This window comes from Streptomyces virginiae (assembly GCF_000720455.1).
Classification (GTDB): Bacteria; Actinomycetota; Actinomycetes; order Streptomycetales; family Streptomycetaceae; genus Streptomyces; species Streptomyces virginiae.
This window is the reverse complement of the sequence record NZ_JOAK01000016.1, coordinates 382,167-401,875: the sequence shown is the minus strand read 5'-3', so window position 1 is coordinate 401,875 and position 19,709 is coordinate 382,167. Positions and strand designations below refer to the sequence as shown.

Here is a 19,709-nt window from a genome sequence, read left to right as displayed (position 1 = left end):
CGTTCCCGTCCCGCGATCTCTGGAGCGCCCCATGCCCGGTACGACGCCGCAGCCGACCTCCGCCACGCGCACCCGGTCCTGGTGGGGGTGGGGGTGGGCGGACGCGCACCCCGACGACGCGGAGTGCGCCGCGATGGGCGCCCTGATACCCGGCACCCTCGCCCACCCCCTTCCCGTCCCGCGCGTCCGCGACCTGGACATCGAGCGGCCCGCCGTGGAGCCTCCCGCCGGCCTGGCGCACCTGGTCGCCACCGGGCCGCGGGAGCGCGCCGCCCACGCCATGGGCAAGGCCTACCGGGACGTCGCACGGGCCCTGCGCGGACGCCCCGGCCGCATCCCGGACCTCGTCGCACGCCCGACGGAGGAGCGGGAGGTGGCCGACCTGCTGGACTGGGCCGGCGAGCGGCAGGTCGCGGTCGTCCCGTACGGCGGCGGCTCCTCGGTCTCGGGCGGCGTGGAGTACCGCGGCGACGCCCACCGCGCCGTGCTGTCCCTGGACCTGACCGCCATGGGCCGCGTCCTGGAGGTCGACGCCGTCGGCCGGGCGGCGCGCATCCAGGCCGGCACGCTCGGCCCGAGCCTGGAGGACCAGCTACGGCCCCACGGACTGACCCTGCGGCACTTCCCGCAGAGCTTCGAGTTCTCGACGCTGGGCGGCTGGCTCGCCACCCGGGCCGGCGGCCACTACGCCACCGGGCGCACGCACATCGACGATTTCGTCCAGTCCCTGCGCGTGGTCACGCCCGCCGGCACGAGCGCCTCCTGGCGGCTGCCCGCGTCCGGCGCGGGCCCCTCCCCCGACCGGCTGTTCCTCGGCTCCGAAGGCGCGCTCGGGATCATCACCGAAGCATGGGTGCGGCTGCAGGAACGCCCCACCCACAAGGCGTCCGCCTCCCTCGCCTTCACCGACTTCCACGCCGCGCTGGAGGCCGTGCGCGCCATCGCCCAGTCGGACCTCTCCCCCGCCAACTGCCGGCTGCTGGACGCCGGCGAGGCCGCCCTGTCGGGCGCCTCGCACGACGGCTCCGCCGTGCTCGTCCTGGGATTCGAGTCCGCGGACGGGCCGGTCACCGCCCGGCTCGGGCAGGCCGTCGACCTGGCCCGCTCCCACGGCGGCAGGCGCGGCGGCGTGGACGGCGTGGACGGCGCGGACACCGACGCGGCCGTCGGCGCCTGGCGCTCGGCCTTCCTGCGGATGCCCTACCTCCGCGACGGTCTGGCCCGGATGGGAGCCGTCGCGGAGACCTTCGAGACGGCGGCCACCTGGGACCGGATCCCCGGCCTGATCGAAGCGGTCCGTACGGAGGTCGGGGAGGCCGCGCTGAAGGCCTCCGGCCACCCGGCGACCGTCAACTGCCGCCTCACCCACGTCTATCCCGACGGCGCGGCACCGTACTTCACCGTCCTCGCCGCCGGCCGCCCCGGCGACGAGGTGGCCTTCTGGGACGACCTCAAGGCCGTGGCGAGCGACGTCCTGCACCGCCATCGGGCCACGATCACCCACCACCACGCCGTCGGCCGCGACCACCGCCCGGGCTACGACCGCCAGCGCCCCGACCCCTTCGCCCTCGCGCTGCGCGCCGCGAAGGGCGCGCTCGACCCGCGGGGCATCCTCAACCCGGGCGTGCTCGTCGACTGAGCGGCGGCGCAGCGCCGCCGCTGCGGCGGGCCCGAAGATGACCGGAGCGTGCGGCGTACGGTACGAAGACTCCTGTGAAGGAACAGATCCAGCCCTCGACCGTCCGCGTGTTCATAGCGCTCGCCCCGCCCGACGACGCCAAGGAGGAGCTCGCGCGGGCGCTGCGGCCCGCCTACGCGGCTTACCCGGGCATGCGGTGGAACCGGATCGAGGACTGGCACATCACCCTGGCGTTCCTCGGGGAGCTGCCGGTCGGGACCGTTCCGCTCCTGCGGCCGCCGCTGGCGGACCTGGCGGCGGGCCACCGCGCCCTCGAACTGGCGCTGCGCGGCGGCGGGCACTTCGACGAGCGGGTGCTGTGGAGCGGTGTCGACGGCGACCTCGACGGCCTGCACCTGCTCGCCTCCGAGGTGCGCGCCGTGGTCAAGGAGTGCGGTGTGCCCTTCGAGGACCGCCCGCTGCGCCCGCACCTCACCCTGGCCCGGACCCGCCGCAACGATCCCGCCTGCGTGGTGGAGGCAGCCGCCGGACTGGCCGACTTCTCCGGCCGCCGATGGCGGGCCGCCCGCCTGCACCTGGTGGGCAGCAACATCGGCCGCGGCCCGGGCCCGATCCACTACCGCGACATCGAGGCCTGGAGCTTCCGGCAGGGCGGCTAGGTCGTGTCCGCTAGAGGGGTTCGGCCGCCGTACGGCGCCGCGCGGAGGTGCGCCACCGAGTCCGCGGGGGCGCCCAGGGCGAGCGGGCGGAACAGGACGGCGGCCGCATGGTCGTCGGCGTACGCCTCGTCCGGGAGACCGACCTCGCCGCCGCGGCACGTACCACCCTCGCCCTGCGCAACGCCGCCAGCAGCTGACCTGCCTGCTCCACGCCGAACTGGTCCACGACGTCTTCGAGGTGTCCCCGCCGGGCCACGCACCCGCCGGCTGACGGCCCCGCGCACGGGCGCGGCGGGGCGCCCGGTCAGCCCGCCGACGCGTCCACGTCCTCACACGCGCTGCCGGCCGGCGTCTCGGGCGGAGTGGCGATCGCCTCCCGCCAGTGTTCCCGCTCCCCCGTCAGGCCCCGGTCGGCCGGCTCGGCGTACCAGGCCCACGCCTCGGTGCCCGCGGTACCCGCGGTCGATCCGGACTGGACCGCGACGACGTACTGGCGGCCGGGCTCCAGCACCGCGTAGCGGTCCGGGTCCTCCGTGGCGTACCGGCCCGGGGCCCCGCCGTTCTTCACCCCCTGCGTCACGTGGACGACGTCGCCGAACTCGCCCTTGAGAGCCGCCAGGGTCTTCACCCGGGTCGTGAGGTAGGCGCTGCCGCCGTCCTCCCGGTAGCGGGTGTTCTCGACGGCCTCGACGACTGCCACCGCCTGGGACTGCGCGGCGACGACGTCGTCACGGCCCAGATCGGGACCGCACACCGCGTGCGTGGTCCCGGCCTCCTGGGAGGCGGCGAACCAGGCCGCGCCCGCCGCGGCGACGGCCGCGACGAGGCAGCCGCCGACCCATACCTTCACGCCCATGATCAGCCCCACAGCTTCTTCAGGTTGGCCTTGTCGACGTCGGTCGGGGCGTCCGGGTACTGGGCTGCGTCCGGCCACATCACCGAGGACACCGCGTTCTTCCCGCTGCCCGACTTGTGGCACAGTCCGAGCGCGTGCCCGAGCTCGTGCGCCGCGACCATCCGGCGGGTGGCCGGGTCGTAGGTGTCCATGCGCGCCTTGTTGAAGCGGACGAGGTCCGTCGCCGCCGGACCCGGACGCCGCGACCACAGCCCGGCCGCAGAGCTGCGCGGGTCGGAGAAGTCCTCGTAGTTCAGGTCGTTGACGGTCGTCGCCGCATCCGGCGCGATCCTGATCCTCGCCCCCGGGTACGACCACGCCCGGTTGGCGTGGGCGTACTCGGCCTTGTACTTGGTGCTCGCCGTCCACCGGATCTCCCCGTCGTCGACCGAGCTGTCCTCACGCGTCTCGGTGGCGTCACTCCCCGACTTCGCGATGCACGGCGCCGCCACCGCGGCGTGCGCGGGGGCCGGAGCGAGGAGCAGCACGGCGGCGAATGCCGCCGGACCCGCTGAGAAGTTGCGCATCCCATCAACGGTAGGGCAGCCCCCGCCGGGGACGATCGTTTCAGCACGGCCACCCGCCACCCGGCCTTCCCTGCGCAGGGGGCGGCCGTCATGAGCCGGAGGGGGCTCCGGGCGGCCCGGGGGTGGTGCCCGCGTTCCCCGGCTCCGATGCCGGTCCCGGCCTCACGGACGGCACTGCGCGCAGGAGGGGAAGGCAGGCCGACAGGAGCAGGCCCGCCAGGGCCCAGGGGGCGTCGAGCCCGGTGTGCTGGGCCAGGGCTCCGCCCGCCGACGCGCCGATCGGCATGGCCCCCCAGGCGGCCAGGCGGTAGCCGCTGGTGACGCGGCCCAGCATGTGCGCTGGCGCGAGGCGTTGCCGGAGCGACACGGTGCACACGTTCCACAGCACCACTCCGGCGCTGTTGAGGGCCAGCATGAGGGCGACCAGCGGCCACCACGGCAGCACGGCGACCACCAGATAGCTGAGCGCCGACACGGACACCGCCACCTTCAGGCTCCGCCCGGACCCCAGCCACCGCGCGGTGCGGGCCGCCGCGCTCGCTCCGGCGAGGCTGCCGACGGCGGCCGCGACCAGCATCAGGCTGTAGCCGTAGCCCGGCAGCCCGAGTTTCCGTTCCACATACACGACGAGAACCGCGTAGACCGCCTGCTGCCCCACGCCCAGCACCGCCACCACCACCATGAGCCGGCGCAAGACCTGGTCCCGCCCCAGGAACCGCAGTCCGGCCCAGGTGCCGTGCAGCAGGCTCCGCAGGCCCCGCTCGTCGGCTCCCGACTCCGAGGGCGCGGTCCGCGACGGCAGGCCCATCAGCAGCAACGCCGAGGCCAGGAACGTCACGCCGTCCAGGAGGAACGGCAAGGGGTGCCACACCGCCCACGACGCGGCCCCGACAGGTGGCCCCACGAAGCCGGTTCCGGTGATCTGCGCGGCGATGACCCGGGCGTTCGTCCGCTCCAGTTCGTGGTCCGCGGCCAGCATCGGAACGACGGCCTGCGCGGCGCAGTCGAAGAACACCTCGGCCACGCCCGAGGCCAACGCCAGCAGCACCAGTGCCGTCACCGACGTCCGCCCCGTCGCCACGACGGCGAACAGCAGGAGCAGCATCACGCAGCGCGCCAGATCTGCGCCGACCATCGATCGCCGCCCCGGCATGCGGTCCACCAGGGTGCCGATGACGGGTGCGAGCAACCAGGCCACCCGGCCGGCGGCCGCGACCGCGGACACCCAGAACACGTCGCCGGTGCTCCGGGCCGCCAGGAGGGGAAGCGCGGCGAACCGCGCGCCGTCCCCCACCGAGCTGAGCGCGTTGGCGGTGACGAGCCGTCGTAGGACCGGCGTTCGTGACCCTTCGGCCGGACGAGAGGGAGAACCGGCGAATTTCATGGGCAGCGGATTCTTTCGTCGGCAGGACGTCGCGGGCGCGCACACGAATCCATCCGAAGGAGCGGATGTGTCACAGGAACTGCAGCAGGCACACTTCCGCCCTCGCCTGCCCCGTCCGCGGCTGACCATTCATGCTGACGGAGGTGCACGACGGCCGGACCGGCCGGCCCTCCCCCACCCGCACCTGCGAGCGGACGGCGCCATGACACGTAGGGATGTCTGGCGGGGGGGTCCGCCTGGCCGACGGGGGGGACCTCCAGTCCTTGGCCGCCGGTGTACTCGCCGGGTGCGGTCCGACGACTGACGATGCGAAGCCGGGCGGCAGCACGTCGGCGGCGGCCGCGAGAGCGGGAGGTGCCGGGGTTGCTGCGCGGGGTCGGGACGCCAGGCGGTGGTGAAGGGGTCGTGGCGGCGGCCGATCCGGGATCCTCACGCAGGGCCGCACCGGCGATCAGCTGTCTGCGGAGAGGTCCCCGGCAAGGAGCCGTGCCGTGAGTTCCATGCACCGCGTCCGGGCCGCGGAGAAGCCGTAGGGCATCTTGGTCACCGCTTCGAAGGCACTCATCGTGGGGTCCGCCTCGCCGCTCGCCTCGGCGTCGTAGATCTCGAAGAGCTTCTCCTCGGCCACGTCCAGTCCGGCGGCTTCAATGGCCTGGAGCAGGGCCTCGTGGTGGGCGCAGTGTTGCGCGGCGAGTTCCTCGACCCGCGGGTCGTGGGGGTCGACGGTGTCATCGAGGGCGGCGTCGGCCGCGTCGAGGCGGTCTGCCTCGGCCCGCAGGCCGGGATGGGTCGCCAGGGTGATGAACACGCTGGCCTGAACTGCGGCTCCCAGCGGCCCGAAGATCCGTTCCGTGACCAGCAGGGCGTCCAGGTCGGAGGGGCGCAGTGCGTCAGAGGGCAGATGGCCGAGCCGGTCGGTGACCAACGGGGAGAGCAGGCCCAGTGGGCTGCCCACGGCCCGCAGGCGCTGGACTGCCGCGCGCTGACGCTTGATGTCGGCCTCCTGGGCGGCCAGGGTCTCCTCCAGCCGGCCCAGGACGTCCTCGACGTCCCCCGCCTCGTCGAAGGCGGCCCGCATGTCGTCCAGGCTGATGCCGGCCTCGGACATCTTGCGGATCCACAGCAGGCGGATCATGTCGTCGTAGCCGTAGCGGCGGCGTCCGTCTCCGCCTCGTCCGGGCTCCGGCAGCAGACCTATCTGGTGGTAGTGACGAATGGCGCGCGGGGTGGTTCCGGCGAAGGCGGCGGCATCGCCGATCCTGACCTCGCGGGGAGGCATGGCGGAGGGGTACATCGCAGACAGGGCCTTTCGTGCTGTGGTGCCCTCGACGACACCACATGCCGCTACGGCATGTGCAAACAGGGACTGGGGATTTGCAAGGAGCCCCGGCCACCAGGGCGGCCGGGGTACCGCCCTCGGTTCCGACCGCGCCGACTGCCCGCGTCAGTCGCAGGTGTGGAACGTGCACAAGCGCAGATCGACGACCTCCGGCAGCTGCAGGATCTGCTCCTTGGGCCTTTCCTGGCTCTGCCCTTCCGCGAAGGCGTCGGGTATCCCCACGTCGAGTACGAACTGACCGGTCCCGCGCTCATGGACCGAGACCCGCGTGGCGCCGAAGTCTCGCAGCCGTTCCTTGCGCTGATGGAAGTCCCGGTCGAAGTCCCGGTCGTGGACCCGGGTGCCGATGTCGAGTGTCGCGTTGAACCACGGTGGCGGTTCGTTGTCCGGGTCCGGCGGCTGGAGGTAGAACCCCGCCACGACCGCCGCAGCCGCGATGGGCGCGGCCAGGGTCAGCCATGCGCCCGGGCGGTTGCCGGCCGCGGCGAAGGCGGCGACGAGCAGCAACAGGGCCGCCGGGATGAACAGGAACATGCCGATGACGGCGCCGATCATCGCCCAGGCCAGCAGGCCCACCCCGACGACGAGACAAGCCCGGGCGAACAGCTTCGGCTGGTTCCGCATCATCAACGGGACTACGACCGCTGCCGCGCTGATGATGAACAGCCCGGCCAGGTAGGGGCCCATCACGAGCCCGAAGGCCGTCACCAAGGCTGCCGCCACGACCGCCGCCAGCGCCCACCCCCATTGCCGGGCGGACACCCTCTGAGATTCCCCCACCACAAACCCCCGATTGAACGCGTTCAACATACGTGTCGTCAGGGCAGCCTGGCAAGGCGCCCGGCGCGGGCGACTCACGCCGCCGCGTACCTCCGCAACCGGCGTGTGAACGAGGTCCGCAACCCCTACGGCAAGACTCCCGACAGCTACCTCACCCGGACCACCCGATCATCACGACTCGATGTGCCCGTAGGTGACGCGCTGAGGTGCCGGACGCCAAGGGCGGGCAGGAGTTGAGTCAACGGTCGACCAGCCGTGGGTGCGGGGCCTCACCCCCGGATTCCGCGTCGGGGTCGTCGGTGCCGACCGGGCCGCGGGGAAGCATCCGGTCCAGCCACTTCGGCAGCCACCAGTTGGTCCGGCCGAGGAGCGTCATGGTCGCCGGTACCAGCACCATGCGTACGACCGTGGCGTCGATGAAGATCGCGGTGGCCAGGCCGAGCCCGAACATCTTGGTGGAAGGGTCGTCTGCGACGGCGAAGGACAGGAAGACCGCCACCATGATGAGGGCGGCCGACGTGATGATCCGGGCGGTGCCCGCGACGCCCTCCACGATCGCCGTGCCGTTGTCGCCGGTGCGCACGTACTCCTCGCGCACGCGCGAGAGGAGGAACACCTCGTAGTCCATCGACAGGCCGAACAGGATGGCGAAGAGGAACATCGGGATGAACGACACGATCGGAACCGTCGCCTCCAGCCCGATGAGCGCACCGCCCCAGCCCCACTGGAAGACCGCGACCATGACCCCGTAGGCCGCGCCGATGCTCAACAGGTTCAGCAGCACCGCCTTGAGCGGTACGACGACCGAACGGAAGACCAGCATCAGCAGCAGGAACGAGAGCGCCAGCACGGCGGCGACGAACGCCGGCAGGCGTTCGCTGGTGCGTCGGCCCACGTCGGACAGGCTCGCGGCGGCGCCGCCCACGTGCGCCCTGGCCGGGCCGTGCCCGATCGCCGTAGGCAGCACCTCGGTGCGCAGCCGGGCGATGGTGTCGGCCGTGGCCCTGTCCTGAGGGCTGGTGGTCGGGAACACCACGAGGATCGCGACGCCGGTGGCACCGTCGATGTGCGTCGGCGCGACGGACGCGATGCCCGGATCCGCCGCGACCGTCGCGACGAGACGGTCCACCACTCCCGGATCACCGGCGGGGTCCGCGGCGATGACGAGGGGACCGTTGGTGCCCGGGCCGAACCCCTCGGCGACGAGGTCGTAGGCACGGCGCTCGCTACGGCTCTGCGGCAGTGAGCCGTCGTCGGGCAGGCCGACGCGCAGGCCGAGCACGGGCAGCGTCGCCGTCAGCAGCAGCGCCGCCGCGCCGACCGCGTACGCCACCGGGTGCCGGCCGACGTGCCCGATCCAGCGCCGCCACCCGGCGGCGGGGACGGCGCCCGCCGCCGTGTCCCGCCGTCGGCCGAGGCGGCCCGACCGCCCGGCCCGAAGAGCCCGGCCGATCCGGCCGGCCCGGCCCAGCCGCGGACCCGCCGCGCCGAGGAAGGCTGGCAGCAGCGTCACCGACGCGAGCACCATCGTCAGGACGACGATCGAGACGGCAACCCCGCCCACCGTCATGAACGGCACGTTCGCGACCGCCAGGCCGAGGATCGACACGACGACGGTGCCACCGGCGAAGACCACCGGCCGCCCCGCCGTGGCCACCGCTCGTCCGGCAGCCGCGTGCGGATCGAGCCCGCGCGCGAGGTACTCCCGGTGCCTGGCGAGCACGAACAGCGCGTAGTCGATGCCCACTCCGAGCCCGACCATGCTGCCCAGGACCGGTGCGAAGGTGGGGACGTCCGTCACCCCCGCCACTACCGTCATCGTGGCGACCCCGACGGTCAGCCCGAAGACCGCCATGCCGATCGGCAGCGCGGCGGCGACGAGCGAACCGAACGCCAGGAACAGGATCGCGGCCGCGGCGAGGAGGCCGATCAACTCGCTCGCGCCGCCGTCGGGGTCGGAGAAGGCGTAGAAGAGGCCCCCGCCCATCTCGATGCGCAGGGGCAGTTCGGCGCGCAGCCGGTCGCCGAGATCGACGAGGGCGTCGAGGTCTTCGGCCGACAGCCGGCTCTGGCCGGGGTACTGCACCCGGACGACCGCGATCCGCCCGTCGGCCGAGACCAGGCCGCCGCGCACGGCGGTGTCCCCGCCCGCGCCGAGTGCCCCCGCCGGGTCGCTCGTGCCGAGCACGTGCGGCAGCCGCTGCACCTCGGCCCGCAGCCGCGTGAGAGCGGCGCGCACGTCGTCGTCGAAGAACGTCGCACCGTCGTCGCGGGGGGTGACGACCACTTGGGCGGTCATCCCCTCCTGGCCGGTGCCTGCCCGCTCGATCAGTTCCGCGGCCCGTCGGGAGTCCAGTCCCGGAGCGGTCATCGAGTCCGCGGTCCGCCCGCCGAAGGCGACGGCGGCGAGGACGGCGAGCGTGGCGGCGATCAGCCATGCCGCGATCACCCGCCAGGGATGGCGGGCGGCACTTGCGCCCAGGCGCAACAGGGCTTTCGAGAGCATCGGGTCCTCCAACCACCTCGTCGGCCGTCCTTGTACGGCCGCCGATGCCGAGGCTCGTCGCCACGGCGCTCCGCGGCATCGGCCCGCAGGCCGCGGATCCGTCGGCCCCGGGGCGGAGTGACGACCCGTCCTTTCGGCCGATGCGCGGCACGCCGCGGTCCCTAGGCTGAGAACCGTGCACCGAGACGACCTGCGAACCCTGTGGACCGAACCCCGGCCGCCCGACGCGCCCGCCCGGGTGTGGCGGGACTGGGCGCTGCTCGCCGCGGGCCTTGCCGGTGTGGCGCTGGAGGCCACCCTGCGCGAGAACGTCGTGTGGCGGCCGGTGGCGGTGGTGTTCACCGTATGGCTGTGCCTGCTGCTCCTGTGGCGCCGGACCCGCCCGCTGGCGATGGTGACGCTGGCGTTCGGCTCGGTGATCCTGCTTCCGGTGGCCTCGCTCGTCGCAGCACCGGCCGAGCCCGTCGGCCTGTACACCGGCGCGGTCGTGCTCGTGCTCGTGTACGCGCTGCCCCGGTGGGGATCGGGACGGGAGATCGTGCTGGGCGGCGCGGTGGTCCTCGCGGTAGGCGCGCTGTGTGTCGTCACGGACGAGACCCCCGTCGTCGAAAAGGTCGTGGGCTTCGTCTTCCTGCTGCTGCCCGGCGTGGTCGGGTCTGCCGTGCGGTTCCGGGTGACCGCTCGCGAGCGGCAGTTGGAGCAGTTGCGCTCCCGCGAGCGCGAGCAGCTCGCCCGGGAACTGCACGACACGGTGGCCCACCACGTGTCGGCCATGGTGATCATCGCTCAGGCGGGCCGGGTGCTCGCGGGCACCGACCCGTCCGCCGCCGTCGAGGCGCTGGAGGGGGTCGAGGAGGAAGGGGCGCGCACGCTGGAGGAGATGCGCGCCATGGTCGCCGCGCTGCGCGACCGCGGGGTCGGCGCCGAGCTGGCGCCGCCTGCCGGCGTCGCGGATCTGGAACGCCTGGTGCGCACCCCGGGTGGTCGCCTCAGGGTCGACCTGGGACTCGACGGCGAGCTGGACGCGCTGCCCCCGGCCGTGGACGCGGCCGTCTACCGGATCGTGCAGGAGTCGGTGACCAACGCGATGCGCCATGCGGTCGACGCGACCGAGGTCGTCGTCCGGGTCGCCGCCGAACGGCACGCGGTGCGGGTGAGCGTGCGCGACAACGGCCGGCGCACCGGCCGGGGTCGCGACGGATACGGACTTACCGGATTGCGCGAGCGCGCGACGCTGCTCGGCGGCACACTACGAGCCGGCCCCGGTACCGACCGGGGCTGGCACGTCGACGCCGAACTGCCGAGAGCGAGGAGCGAGAGCGGTGTCCATTCGCGTCCTCGTCGCTGACGACCAGACGATCATCCGCACCGGGTTGCGGATCATGCTGAACGCCCAGCCCGGCATCGAGGTGGTCGGCGAGGCCGCCGACGGGCGGGAGGCGGTACGTCTGGCCCGCGAACTGCGCCCCGACGTCTGTCTGTTCGACATCCGCATGCCCGTACTCGACGGGCTCGAGGCCACCCGGCTGGTCGCCGGCCCGGGCGTCGCCGACCCGCTGGCCGTCGTCGTCATCACCACGTTCGACCTCGACGAGTACGTCTACGGCGCGCTGCGTGCCGGCGCCCGCGGATTCCTCCTCAAGGACACGGGACCGGACCTTCTGGCCCAGGCCGTGCGGTCGGCGTCCGGCGGTGAGGCGCTCATCGCGCCCAGCGTCACCGTCCGTCTGCTCCAGGCGTTCGCGGACCTGCCCGCCGGCCGGCCCGTGGCCCAGCCGGTCTCCCCCGTCACCGCCCGCGAGGAGCAGGTGCTCCTCGCCGTCGCTCGCGGGCTGACCAACACCGAGATCGCCGATGCACTGCACATCAGTCTCAGCACGGTGAAGACGCATCTGGCCAGCCTGATGGCCAAACTCGGCGCCCGCAACCGGGTCGAGATCGCGATGTGGGCCTACGAAACGCGCCGCATCCTCCCCGGAACCTGAGCCGGGTGCCGGGGCCATGTCCCATGTCCCATGTCCCAGCCCGGACATCAGTGCACCGGTCGGCTTCACCGGGCGCCCCGAGGAGTGCACCGCGGGCCGGATCCTCACGCAGGGCCCTCCCCGCAACCGGCGAACGGTGCGGCCGTCTTCGACCGAGTCCTTTCGCCATCGGCTACGGGCCGTGGGGTGCTTGTGGTTCCTCCCCCGCGTACATCCCCGTGAGTTCGGCGGCGATCCGGGCCAGCCACTGTCGTACCTCGGGCGGCTCCAGTACCTCGACCCCCGCTCCCAGCCCGGCCAGATGTCCTGCCAGGGCCTTGGCGGCCGGGCCGTCGACCCACACCTCGGTCCAGCCGTCGGGCAGCGGACCTCCGACGCGCACGCGGCCGCCGAGGAACCGTTGCAGGAGGGCCAGCGTGCCGGGGTGGACGCGGGCCCGGGCGGTCACCGCGTTCATGCCGTCCTGGAAGGCTCCGGACAGCGTCCGCCACGCCGTGGCGAGGTCGAAGTCGGGCGGCCGGACCACCGGTTCACCGGTCGGCTCGACGGAGGTGACCCGGCTGAGCCGGAAGGTGCGCAGGCCCTTGTCCGTACCGGCGACCAGGTAGTCCACGCCCGCCTTGGCCACGAGCCCGAGGGGGTCGACGGTGCGTTCGCCGACTGGTTTGCCGACCCCCGCGTACCCGAGGCGGACGCGGATCCCGTCCACGACGGCGCCCTGGAGCGCGGAGCGGTGGGCGGCATCGGCGGTGACGGCGTTGCGGGACCAGTCCGTGGCGTCGACGACCCCCGCGCGGGTCGCGGCCTGGGCCTGCGCCCGCATGGTCGGCGGCAGGGCCCGGACCAGCTTGCGCAGCGTGGTGCGCAGTTCGGGGGTGGCCGACAGGGGGCCTGTGACGAGGAAGAGCGCCCGGATCTCGTCGGCGGTCAGTCCGGTGAGGTTGGTACGGGCCCCGCCGACGAGGGACCAGCCGCCGCCGCGGCCGCGCTGCGAGTAGACGGGGATGCCGGCCGCGGCCAAGGCCTCCAGATCTCGGCGCGCGGTGCGCTCGGAAACCTCCAGTTCGGTGGCCACTTCGGGGACGGTGACGCGGCCGCGTTCTTGGAGGAAGAGCAGGGTCGCCACCAGCCGGTCGGCTCTCATCTGGCCTTTTCCTCCTTCGTGGGTGCCGCGTCGTCGCCTTTCATTCTCGTCGGAAAACTGGCCAGAAGGTGGCCACTTTCGCTTGCACGATGAACCCATGAACAAGACCGAGCAGCTCATCGACACCCCGTCCGACTCCACCGGCGACGTCGCCGCCCCCTCCTCCCCCTCCCCCTCCCCCTTCGATCCGCGGACCGACCTCGCCGCGGCCGTCGAGCTGGCGGGCCGTACGCTGGCCGCCGTGCGGCCCGAGCAGTACGACGCTCAGACCCCCTGCGACGAGTTCGACGTACGGCGGCTGTCGAGCCACCTCGTCGCCGTCGTCCGCCGGATCTCGGTGATCGGGCGCGGCGAGGACCCGTTCAGCGTCCCGTCCTTCGCCGACGAGATCGCCGACGGCGCATGGGCGCAGGCCTGGGTGCCGGGCGCCCGCGAGGTCGCGGAGGTGTGGGCGGATCCGGGCATCCTCGGCCGGCAGCTGCGCCTGCCGATGGGCGTCCTGCCGGGCGCGGCCGCAGCGGCCGTCTACACCCACGAACTCACGGTGCACACCTGGGACCTGGCTAGGGCGACGGGACAGCACCCGGACTGGGACGCGGCCCTCATCGAGCGTGTGATCGGCGTCGTACGCCGTGCGTTGCCGGCCGAAACCCGCGGCGGGCGGATCCCCTTCGCAGAGGTGGTGGACGTGGACCCCGGGGCCCCGGCCATCGACCGGCTCGTGGCCTGGGCCGGACGCCGGCCCTGAGGGCCCCCGTGCGGCGGGCCGCCTCCTGGATCAGTCTGCCGGAAGGGGCTGCTCAAGGTCAGCCCCGCAACCCCTCCAGACAGAGCCCGCGACGCCGCCTTGGCACTACCCGTGCGCGCGGCCCGGGCGATGCTCCGTCCGGCCGTACCGTTTTGTCGAAGCCGTCCGTCGGACGCGGGTGAGCCGCCGTCGTCCTGCCCTTCGGAGGGTCCCGCAGATGGGACATACGCGGGGCAGGGTCGGGTTCCGCGGCAGCGGGTGCAGGCGGGAAGGGAATCAGATGGGGCGGACCTGCTGCGCCTGGGGACCCTTGGGTCCCTGGCCGGTGGTGAACTCCACCCGCTGGTTCTCCTCGAGCGACCGGAACCCGGACGCATCGATCTCGGAGAAATGCACGAACACGTCCGGAGTACCGTCATCCGGCGAAATGAAACCGAACCCCTTCTCCGCGTTGAACCACTTCACAGTCCCCTGAGCCATGACACGCCTTTCCTGTCCACCCCGGCCCGCGAACACCGCGGCCGGCAGCAACCCGATGTTCCCCCCACCCTTCACAGGCGAAACACCTCCCGAGAGTGAACCAACCGGGCGCGGTCCTGTCGTAGCCGCGTGCGAAGGTGGGCCACGACATTGCCCATGAAGTGGGACGGGAGACAAGATGGCGGCCGCCTTGGAGAGGCTGAAGGAACTGCTGGGCGAGCCGGCCTGCTGGGGCTGGGCACGGCCGCGCCTCTGGGAGGCCGCCGAGGAGCACCTCGGCGTACGCCTGCCCGCCGACTACAAGGCGTTCCTCGACCTGTACGGCCCTGGCGCCTTCGACGGCTTCCTTTGGCTGTCGCGGCCCGTGGACGGCACTCCGGAGGAGCTGGAACGGCTCTGGCCCCGGTCAGGGGGCAAGCTCGATCTGCACCTCACCGATCCCGGCCGCTACCCGTTCCCGTTCCACCCCCGGCCGGGCGGCCTGATCGAGTGGGGCGGAGAAGAAGACGGCACCGTCTACTACCTCCTCCCGGAGGAACCCGACCCGGCCGACTGGCGCGTCGTCGTCGAAACAGAAGACGGCGAATGGCACGAGACTCCGGGGCCCGTAACGGAGTTCCTGCTCACCCTCGCCGAGGAACCCCACCGCCTGACTTTCCTGGGGCGCTACCGCCCCGGCCCCGAAATCCGCTACCACCCGGCCCCAACCCCCGCCCCGTGACGGAAGCGTGCGGCCCCGCCGGGGTCAAGAGGCGGCGCAGGCGTAGTGGTCGGCGTATTCCTGGAGGCGGGGAGCGAGCGGGCTCTCGGCGCCTGCGGAGTTGGCCCGCATCCACAGCTCGTTCTCCACGACGAAGCGGTACGCGAACTCCTCGAAGGTGTCGGCGCACCGCATCAGCGAGGAGGCCACCGCTGCCCGGACCTCCTCGGTCGGCTCCCCTTCCGCCCACCAGCCGGCGGACTCCAGTTCCAGATGTGAGAAGACCACGAACGCCTCGCCGGAGGGGCGCAGGTACAGGTACCAGATGACGCAGTCCTGCTGGTCGCGCAGGAACCGTACGAGACGGGCGCCCTCCTCGGCCGGGCTGGGCAGCGGGCCGGAAAGGTGGCTCCAGCAGGCCGTCACCGAGACCTCGTCGAAGGCGCGGGAGAGGTGCTCGCTGCCGTAGAAGGCGGCGAAGCCCTCGGGGAGCGACAGTCCGGCCTCGGCCAGTTCCCGCTCCATGGTCGCGAGATGCTCCGCGTGCGCCGATCGCGGCCCGCCCGCTCCGCCCAGCCAGTCGAAGCCGTCGCCGAGGTGGGCGGCCTCCAGCGGCGGCAGGCTCTCCAGGGGGTACACCTCGTAGGTGTACGCGCACGGCCGCAGGCTCCCCAGGTCCGTGGCGCACCAGCCGGTGGGGAAGGAGACGGCCGCGGCATCGGCTGCGGGACCGGAAACGGAATCGGAAACGGACATGGAGAACCCTTCAGAAGTGGGCTGGTTCAGCGGTACGCCCGCATCCTCTCGCCCCCCACTGACAACGGCCGGCCGGACACCGGCAGGGGTCAGGCCGCGGCGCCGAGGGTGTCGTCGAGCCAGTCGTAGATGCGGGCGATGGACAGACGCATCGCGCCGGGGTGGCAGTGGGCGCCGGCGCCTTCCTCCGTGGTGAACAGCATGAGGGTCCTGGGGCAGGTCAGGTGGTCGTAGAGCTGCTCGGGCTGGCCCTTGAAGAAGATGTCCTCTTCGGCGTCGCACACCAGGGTGGGGCACTGGATCCGCTCGGCGATGCCCCCGGCGAGGGTGTGGTCGAGGTAGGAGGCGTTGAAGGCACGGGGGGTGTCCACGCCCATGACGTACATGCCGTGGTTGATCGCCCAGCGTGCGATCGGGTCACTGTTCATGGCCTGCTCGAAGGCGGCGTCGAGTTCCGGGGCGGACGCGGCGCGCAGCAGTCGTTCGGCCTCCTCGCGGGTGCCGGGGACGTTGCGTACGGCGATCTGGCCGAGGTCGTAGAGGCCGTCCACGGCGATCAGCGCGGCCAGACGGTGCTCGAACGCGGCGGCCCGGGGGGCGAGGAGACCGCCCATGCTGAGTCCGATGAGCGCGATGCGGCTGTCGTCGACCTCGGGGAGGGTCTCGGCGAAGTCCACGACGGGAGTGATGACGTTCTCCCAGTCCGGGCGGAAGACCAGGCCCTGGTGGTGACGCGGGCCGGGCATGCCGGGGCCGTCGAAGGCCAGTACGTTGTAACCGCGCTCGACGGCGGCCATCGCCCCGAAGAAGTGCAGTTCCTCCGCGGTGCCGTCGAAACCGTTGTGCATGATCAGCGTCGGACGGGGTGTCCCCGAGTCGTCGACCCGGTAGAAGTAGCCGGGCAGGGTGGTGTCCTCGTAGGGGATCTCGACCGGCTCGATGACCGGGGTGAACAGCGCTGCCGCCGCCCTGAAGCAGGCCACGGAGCGGTCGTAGACGTGGTCGTGACGCGGGTCGCAGGGGTGACCGTGGAGGAAGAACTCCGCAGACCGGTAGTAGTTCGACGCACGCAGGAACCCGTCTCGGGCACTGATCCGGTGGCCGGCTGCCAGCGCCTTCTCCGCCTCGCCCGACACACGGTCCGCGGTGGCCGTCCACTCGACGAACCAGCTGTCGTAGTCGCCTTCGGTGATCCGCTCGCCGGTGGAGACCACCTCACCGAAGTCCGCACCTCCGTAGGCGATGTGGCTCATCGACCGCAGGGTCTCGTACCAGAACTGGACGTTGTTCGGGAACAGCAGCGGCTTCATCGGATTCTCCTGTCGTTCGAAACGTGGGTGTGCACGCCTTGGCACTTGGCGAGCGTGTCCGCTCGACCGTTCACCGCCGCCTTCGCGGTGCGCTCTCCGGCGTGGTCCAAGATTCCGGCAGGACGATGTCCACCTTCCAGGCCGCACGGGGACGATGACTGTCCACCCTTGTCCGCTGGTGTCCGGCCGCTCGACCGGACCGCTTTTTCGTCACGGCGTGTTGGTGAAAGAGCGGCGGTAGGAGCGGGGCGGCACTCCGCGGCGGCGCACGAACTGTTCCCGCAGGATGGCCGCGCTTCCGTATCCGACGCGGCGGGCGATCTCCTCGACGGGCAGGTCCGTGGTCTCCAGGAGTTCCTCGGCGCTGCTCAGGCGCAGGCTCCGCAGCCAGGCGTGGGGGGTGGTGCCGGTCGCGGCGGTGAAGCGGCGGGCGAAGGAGCGTTTGCTCATCAGGGCTCGCCGGGCCAGTTCCGCGACGGGAAGCGGCTCGTGGAGGTTGGCGCCGGCCCACGCGAGAACCTCGGCGAGACGCTCGTCGGTGCAGTCCTCGGGGACGGGGGCGGCCAGGTACTGGGCCTGCCCACCCTCGCGGTGGGAGGGCAACACCACGTCCCGGGCAACAGCGTTGGCCACCGCGGCTCCGTACTCCCGGCGCAGCAGGTGCAGGCAGAGGTCGAAGCCCGCGGCGGCTCCGGCGCCCGTGAGGACGGTTCCTTCGTCGATGTAGAGGGCGTCGGGTTCGACGGAGACTTCGGGGTGGCGGCGGGCGAGCAGTTCGGCGAACCGCCAGTGGGTGGTGGCCCGCCGGCCGTCGAGCAGTCCAGCGGCGGCGAGCGCGAAAGCACCGACACAGTGGGCCGCGACCACTGAGCCGCGCTCGTGTGCGGCCGACAGCGCATCGAGCACAGCGGGATCGGGTGGCGAGCGGAAGCCGGCCCACGGCAGGGCGATCACCAGGTCGGCCGAGGCGAGCCGGTCCAGGCCGTGCGCGATGCTGAGCGGCACGCCGAGGTCGGTGGGGACCGGCCCGGGCCGGTCGGTGCACAGGGTGAAGTCGAAGCCCGGCAGTTCCTCGCCGTGCGGGCCGAAGACCTCGGCGACGATGCCGACGGCGAGCATGCCGACTCCGGACGGGGCGTACGCGGCGACGGACACGAAGGGAGACACGCGTGCAGTGTGGCACTAATCCTGCGATCAGTGGCAGCTGTGCCAATCGTGAACGGCCGCTCCGGCCGGGAGGATTGGGGCCATGACAGACGCACCGTTCGGCCGCAGCGCCGTGTACACGATCCTGACCACCGGATACGTCGGCTCCACCGGCCCTGGAGTCGCCGCCACCGTCTCCTACATATCCGACGCCGGCCGCCATGTGATCTTCGACCCGGGCATGGTTGCGAGTACCGACCTCATCCTCGCCCCGCTCGCCGGGTTGGGGATCGAGCCCGACGACATCACCGACGTGGTGCTCAGCCACCACCACCCGGACAACACCATGAACGTGGGCCTGTTCAGGCGGGCCCGGGTGCACGATCACAAGGTGGAATACCTCGGCGATCAGTGGAGGAACCGCGACGCCGAGGGCTACGAACTCACCCCGGCGCTGCGCCTGATCCGGACCCCGGGGCACAGCACCGAGGACATCACGCTGCTGGCGGGCACGGACTCGGGCGTGGTCGCCTTCGCCGGTGACCTGTGGTGGCACGCGGACGGCCCGGCGGACGACCCGGTCGCCCCCGATCGTGAGGTGTTGCGCGCCTCCCGGCTCCGGGTCCTGGCAGCCGCGGACCTGATCGTGCCCGGCCACGGCGGGCCGTTCAAGGCCGACGACACCACGCCCCGCTGAGTCGGTGCGGGTCGGCCACCCGTCTCGGCCGGTGGCGTTCCGCAACGGACGGCGGCGGACCGCTCGCAGGACCGTATGCGGCCGGCCACCTGCCGTAGGGGCCTGACCACGTGTGTTCCGCTCGGCTTGGCACCCCCTACGCTGTGCGGGGGTCGGCCCCGGGCGCGGGGTCCAGGGGGCAGGGAACAGGATGTCGACAGAACGTCACATAGCGGGGCTGCTCCAGCAGATCGCCCGTCAGCAGGAGATCGTCGAGATCGCCCCCCAGGGCTCCGCGCCGAAGGCGGCCGCCCTGGCACACGTGGCGGAGCAGTACGGCTACACGTACGGCACGGCGTACAGGACCGGGTTCAAGAACTCGCTCGTCCAGGTCCGGATGTACCGGGACCGGCGGCCCGAAGCGCGCGTGCGCGAGGCGGCCACCATCACCGCCCATCCGCAGGCGGGCAACGGCGGGACAGTGCCGGGGCTGGAGCAGGGCTCGCTGACGCCGCTTCCCGAAGCGGTCGGTGCCGTGGCCGTGCTGAGGGACCTCATCACCTTCGACGTGATGGCCATGTACGTCGCCGACCGGGGCCAGAAGGTGAAGGGCTACCTCGCCTGCGCGGCCCTGACCGTCCTCCTGCTCGTCGACAAGTCGCCGGCTGAAGCGGTCGTCTCCGGCGGGGCGGTCGCGCTGCTCTTCACCGTGGCGTTCAACGTGGGCGAGATCCGCCGCAGGAAGATCGCACAGCGGCTGACGGCCGCCGGGTTCTTCGCGGTGCGCGACGAACGGGGCAGTCAGCGGTTCCTGCGCCCCGGACAGCAGTTGCCCGGCCACGTCAACCCGTTCGGCGCCTGAGGTCCACCCCTGGCTGGTGCTTGTGTTGGACGGCGCCGTGCCCCGATCCGCCGGTCACTGCGGAAACGGGGCACGGGGCACGGGCAGGATTCGTCCCGGGGTCGTCTTCCGGCGGGGTCAGACCTCGGCGGGACGTGGGCGGGGCTGATGCTGTGCCGGCGCCGGGGCGTTCG

Annotated in this window: 20 protein-coding genes; 9 read left to right on the top strand and 11 right to left on the bottom strand. The window is 72.6% G+C overall.

The genetic code is table 11. The annotated features are described in order from the left end of the window. Positions 1-31: 31 nt before the first annotated feature. The 3 genes from IG86_RS0124065 to IG86_RS43070 all read left to right on the top strand — a co-directional run bounded on the left by IG86_RS0124065 (position 32) and on the right by IG86_RS43070 (position 2,495). A complete protein-coding gene (locus IG86_RS0124065; RefSeq protein WP_030899509.1) occupies positions 32-1,639 on the top strand; it encodes an FAD-binding oxidoreductase in 1,608 nt (535 codons plus the stop codon). 74 nt (positions 1,640-1,713) lie between these two features. Next, a complete protein-coding gene (gene thpR, locus IG86_RS0124060) occupies positions 1,714-2,298 on the top strand; it encodes an RNA 2',3'-cyclic phosphodiesterase (RefSeq protein WP_037942892.1) in 585 nt (194 codons plus the stop codon). Between the two features lie 47 nt (positions 2,299-2,345). After that, positions 2,346-2,495, top strand: a complete 150-nt coding sequence (locus tag IG86_RS43070; RefSeq protein WP_157854875.1) for a hypothetical protein — start codon at positions 2,346-2,348, stop codon at positions 2,493-2,495. A gap of 107 nt (positions 2,496-2,602) precedes the next feature. Here IG86_RS43070 and IG86_RS0124050 read toward each other — a convergent pair whose 3' ends face one another. From IG86_RS0124050 to IG86_RS0124025, 6 genes are all read right to left on the bottom strand, one after another. Continuing rightward, the gene (locus IG86_RS0124050) at positions 2,603-3,154 is read right to left on the bottom strand and encodes a hypothetical protein (protein WP_157854874.1); all 552 of its coding nucleotides are present in this window, start codon (positions 3,152-3,154) and stop codon (positions 2,603-2,605) included. 2 nt (positions 3,155-3,156) lie between these two features. Then, the gene (locus IG86_RS0124045; RefSeq protein WP_030832929.1) at positions 3,157-3,720 is read right to left on the bottom strand and encodes a zinc metalloprotease; all 564 of its coding nucleotides are present in this window, start codon (positions 3,718-3,720) and stop codon (positions 3,157-3,159) included. An 88-nt stretch (positions 3,721-3,808) separates the two neighbouring features. Beyond that, positions 3,809-5,104: an MFS transporter gene (locus IG86_RS0124040; RefSeq protein ID WP_157854873.1), complete on the bottom strand. Its 1,296-nt coding sequence runs from the start codon at positions 5,102-5,104 to the stop codon at positions 3,809-3,811. 451 nt (positions 5,105-5,555) lie between these two features. Beyond that, positions 5,556-6,398, bottom strand: a complete 843-nt coding sequence (locus tag IG86_RS0124035; protein ID WP_030899502.1) for a MerR family transcriptional regulator — start codon at positions 6,396-6,398, stop codon at positions 5,556-5,558. Positions 6,399-6,548: 150 nt separating this feature from the next. Beyond that, complete coding sequence (locus IG86_RS0124030; RefSeq protein ID WP_030899501.1) at positions 6,549-7,205, bottom strand: hypothetical protein; 657 nt, start codon at positions 7,203-7,205, stop codon at positions 6,549-6,551. 256 nt (positions 7,206-7,461) lie between these two features. Further along, positions 7,462-9,729: an MMPL family transporter gene (locus tag IG86_RS0124025; RefSeq protein WP_030899499.1), complete on the bottom strand. Its 2,268-nt coding sequence runs from the start codon at positions 9,727-9,729 to the stop codon at positions 7,462-7,464. Positions 9,730-9,904: 175 nt separating this feature from the next. Between IG86_RS0124025 and IG86_RS0124020 the strand changes: the two genes are divergently transcribed. Continuing rightward, positions 9,905-11,077, top strand: a complete 1,173-nt coding sequence (locus IG86_RS0124020) for a sensor histidine kinase (RefSeq protein ID WP_030899497.1) — start codon at positions 9,905-9,907, stop codon at positions 11,075-11,077. Further along, positions 11,052-11,714 carry a response regulator gene (locus IG86_RS0124015; protein ID WP_030832911.1) on the top strand — a complete coding sequence of 221 codons (663 nt, stop codon included), beginning with the start codon at positions 11,052-11,054 and terminating at the stop codon, positions 11,712-11,714. Before IG86_RS0124020 ends, IG86_RS0124015 begins: the two co-directional genes overlap by 26 nt. 172 nt (positions 11,715-11,886) lie before the next feature. Here IG86_RS0124015 and IG86_RS0124010 read toward each other — a convergent pair whose 3' ends face one another. After that, positions 11,887-12,858: a helix-turn-helix transcriptional regulator gene (locus IG86_RS0124010; protein WP_037849796.1), complete on the bottom strand. Its 972-nt coding sequence runs from the start codon at positions 12,856-12,858 to the stop codon at positions 11,887-11,889. Between the two features lie 97 nt (positions 12,859-12,955). Between IG86_RS0124010 and IG86_RS0124005 the strand changes: the two genes are divergently transcribed. Beyond that, a complete protein-coding gene (locus tag IG86_RS0124005) occupies positions 12,956-13,606 on the top strand; it encodes a TIGR03086 family metal-binding protein (protein ID WP_030899495.1) in 651 nt (216 codons plus the stop codon). A 276-nt stretch (positions 13,607-13,882) separates the two neighbouring features. Here the strand turns inward: IG86_RS0124005 and IG86_RS0124000 are convergent, their stop codons facing one another. Then, on the bottom strand, positions 13,883-14,086 hold the full coding sequence (locus tag IG86_RS0124000) for a cold-shock protein (protein ID WP_030832902.1): 204 nt from the start codon (positions 14,084-14,086) through the stop codon (positions 13,883-13,885). A 178-nt stretch (positions 14,087-14,264) separates the two neighbouring features. Here IG86_RS0124000 and IG86_RS40105 point away from each other — a divergent pair, with 178 nt between their 5' ends. Next, complete coding sequence (locus IG86_RS40105; protein WP_051785364.1) at positions 14,265-14,807, top strand: SMI1/KNR4 family protein; 543 nt, start codon at positions 14,265-14,267, stop codon at positions 14,805-14,807. A gap of 24 nt (positions 14,808-14,831) precedes the next feature. Here the strand turns inward: IG86_RS40105 and IG86_RS0123990 are convergent, their stop codons facing one another. The 3 genes from IG86_RS0123990 to IG86_RS0123980 form a co-directional block, all read right to left on the bottom strand. Then, positions 14,832-15,542: a hypothetical protein gene (locus tag IG86_RS0123990; protein WP_030899492.1), complete on the bottom strand. Its 711-nt coding sequence runs from the start codon at positions 15,540-15,542 to the stop codon at positions 14,832-14,834. A gap of 89 nt (positions 15,543-15,631) precedes the next feature. Next, a complete protein-coding gene (locus IG86_RS0123985) occupies positions 15,632-16,852 on the bottom strand; it encodes an alpha/beta hydrolase family protein (protein WP_030899488.1) in 1,221 nt (406 codons plus the stop codon). Positions 16,853-17,062: 210 nt separating this feature from the next. Then, positions 17,063-17,971, bottom strand: a complete 909-nt coding sequence (locus tag IG86_RS0123980) for a GlxA family transcriptional regulator (RefSeq protein ID WP_051785380.1) — start codon at positions 17,969-17,971, stop codon at positions 17,063-17,065. 130 nt (positions 17,972-18,101) lie between these two features. On the opposite strand from IG86_RS0123980, the gene IG86_RS0123975 reads away from it, so the two are divergent. Together IG86_RS0123975 and IG86_RS0123970 are read left to right on the top strand one after the other, a co-directional pair. Then, the gene (locus IG86_RS0123975) at positions 18,102-18,695 is read left to right on the top strand and encodes an MBL fold metallo-hydrolase (protein WP_030899480.1); all 594 of its coding nucleotides are present in this window, start codon (positions 18,102-18,104) and stop codon (positions 18,693-18,695) included. Positions 18,696-18,885: 190 nt separating this feature from the next. Next, complete coding sequence (locus IG86_RS0123970) at positions 18,886-19,536, top strand: hypothetical protein (protein ID WP_030899478.1); 651 nt, start codon at positions 18,886-18,888, stop codon at positions 19,534-19,536. Positions 19,537-19,709: the final 173 nt, after the last annotated feature.